Genomic DNA, 2,067 nt, shown 5'->3' with positions numbered 1-2,067 from the left:
CCATTTCCTCAGGGGTAGGAGGGGGTGGATCTTGAGCAACAGCAGCATAACCCCAAACCAAGAGGATAATTGCCGCCAGAGGAATACATGCTTGCCAGCTAGGTGCTAGTCCTTTGGTATACCAGGTTGGTGACAACCACTTTGGGTCTAGCTTCAAAGAACGCAGTTTCAATCCTGCTTTCGAGCGTCTGTTTAATGTCAGTCTTGCCATGATTCGTTAAATAGTCCTTCGACAGAACACATTGATTTAACCGAACTGCGAATTGCAGCCTTTTCCAGGAAGGTAGTCACCTACCCTCAACAGTTCCTGAACTAACGTGGAACCATTCATAAATGTAAGTTCCGGAGAACAGTCAGGGGATTGAACGGGTGTGAGCACTAATTTGCACCTTTTGCCTGGGTCAGAGTCCAGATAGGCAACCTTACCCTCAACTGGCGTAGGCACGCTTTCAGAGCGAACCTTAATTCCACACCATAGTTAACAGTAATCTATTGACTATAGTGTTTTAGTAGATGAACATGATTTCATCAACTCCTGACAGGGCATTCTGTATCTCGGACTACAATTTAGCTGGCCTACCGTTAAGATTGCTTGTTTTTGAAGCTCATTCGTTTAGCTAATTATTTCTTAATATTCTTAATATTTCTTGACATTATGCTAACTTTTCACCGACTACTGGGGACTGAAGACTGACCCTAGGAAAACAGACTAAGCTGTTGATAGTTACAATCTGACTGCGATTTGCGCGATCGCCGTGATGACGATCGAGAGGGTAGTCGTCGGGGTTTGATATCCACATGAGCCACAAACCATGTTCGCAGAGCATTGACTTCTTCTAAGGTGAGTGAATCTAGGTCTAATGGTGGCGGAAACAGCTCAGGTGAGAGGGATTGTGCCCAACGGGTATCACTAGGAATCCGATCAGCGGCAAAGGGCACTACAGAAGCTGGCAGACGTGAGAGGAGAGGTAGACAGTTTTCTTGGTGGAGTAGTGGAGCACGCTGGCGCTCTAGCTGAGCTACTCGGCGCTGACGCGCTGTTTTGTAATCTAGAATAGGGGTGGGGTAGCCATTGACTGCACCCGGCTTGCCTAGGCGTTCGGGGGGTACGTCTGCCAGTTCTGGTACCCAGCGCTTGATGAAAGCTCCATCAGGGTCACACCGATCAATAGCTACTTGCTCTGGGTTGTAGATGCGTGTCCACTTCTTATCTAGACAATGGGTAACACCACACTGCATTGCCCATTGGTAGTGATCGATCGGGCAATCACCGTCAATCAGGTGTCGCATGAAATGCAGCGCTCCAAAGCGCCAATCCATCCCCAGTAAATTGCCCAAGAAGCTAGCATAAATGGCTCGACTACGGAAGTTCAAGTCCAACCAGCCGCCAGTTGCCTGTAGACATCGTGCCGCGGCATCAACGATGGGAAAACCCGTCTGTCCCTGCTGCCATGCTTGGTAGAGGTCGGCATCAAATGGCCAACCCTCATCGTCGAAGATTTGGTAGAGAGAACAAATCTCTAGTTGGGGAAGATAGCGAAACCGTTGCCCAAAACCACTACCCCACCGCAACCGAGCAATCAGTTGTTGGACACCTCGCTGGATTCGGACATCAGGATGATTTGCTAGCTGGTTGGCTGTCTGCACACATTCACGAATGGAAATCACCCCAAACTTAATGTGAGGGCTGAGTCCTGTAGTTGCTGCTGCCGCTGGGTAAGAGAGTTGCCAGTGATAGCGGCTGACTTTTTGCGCCAAAAAATCTTGGAGTAGTCGTCGAGCGTCATGGATGCTAGCGGGAGGAATGGGTTTACCATCGGCTATGTGACCTACAGCAGCTAACGTAGGTATAGGCTCACTAGGGATATGGTCAGGGACACGGATGGTAGCAGGTGTAGGAATTAGAGGTTGTGCCATTTGGTCATACCAAAAATCCCGATAGTGGGGATAGGGCAACAGATCTGACATACCTGCGATCGGCTCAAACCAACGAATCTTCATCCCTCGCTCCGTTAGAGCACGGTTCACGCGGGCATCGCGTACCCGTCCATAAATACGCTCGTAGTC

Annotated in this window: 1 protein-coding gene; it reads right to left on the bottom strand. The window is 49.4% G+C overall.

From position 1 onward, the window contains the following. Positions 1-696 precede the first annotated feature (696 nt). Positions 697-2,067 (bottom strand): deoxyribodipyrimidine photo-lyase (locus NZ772_17965; GenBank protein ID MCS6815441.1); only part of this gene is annotated, 1,371 nt, incomplete at its 5' end.

The organism is Cyanobacteriota bacterium (assembly GCA_025054735.1).
GTDB lineage: Bacteria > Cyanobacteriota > Cyanobacteriia > SKYG9 > SKYG9 > SKYG9.
The sequence above is the reverse complement of the archived record's forward strand: the minus strand, read 5'-3'. Positions and strand labels throughout refer to the sequence as shown.